The 327-nt window shown below is 66.7% G+C and carries 1 protein-coding gene; it reads left to right on the forward strand.

The annotated features are described in order from the left end of the window. Window positions 1-327 (forward strand): EF-Tu/IF-2/RF-3 family GTPase (locus tag K6753_RS14885; protein WP_255591924.1); only part of this gene is annotated, 327 nt, incomplete at both ends.

The following is a 327-nucleotide window of genomic DNA, read 5'->3' on the forward strand; positions in this document are numbered from 1 at the left end:
ACAAGCCGTTCCTGATGCCGGTCGAGGACGTGTTCTCGATCTCGGGCCGCGGCACCGTGGTGACCGGCCGCATCGAGCGCGGCATCATCAAGGTCGGCGACGAAATCGAGATCGTGGGCATCCGCGACACCCAGAAGACCACGGTCACGGGCGTCGAGATGTTCCGCAAGCTGCTGGACCAGGGCCAGGCAGGCGACAACGCCGGCCTGCTGCTGCGCGGCACCAAGCGCGACGACGTCGAGCGCGGCCAGGTGCTGTGCAAGCCGGGTTCGATCAAGCCGCACACCGACTTCGAGGGTGAGGTCTACGTGCTGAGCAAGGACGAGG

It is taken from the genome of Novilysobacter selenitireducens (genome assembly GCF_020026895.1).
In the GTDB taxonomy this organism is placed as follows: Bacteria; Pseudomonadota; Gammaproteobacteria; order Xanthomonadales; family Xanthomonadaceae; genus Lysobacter_C; species Lysobacter_C selenitireducens.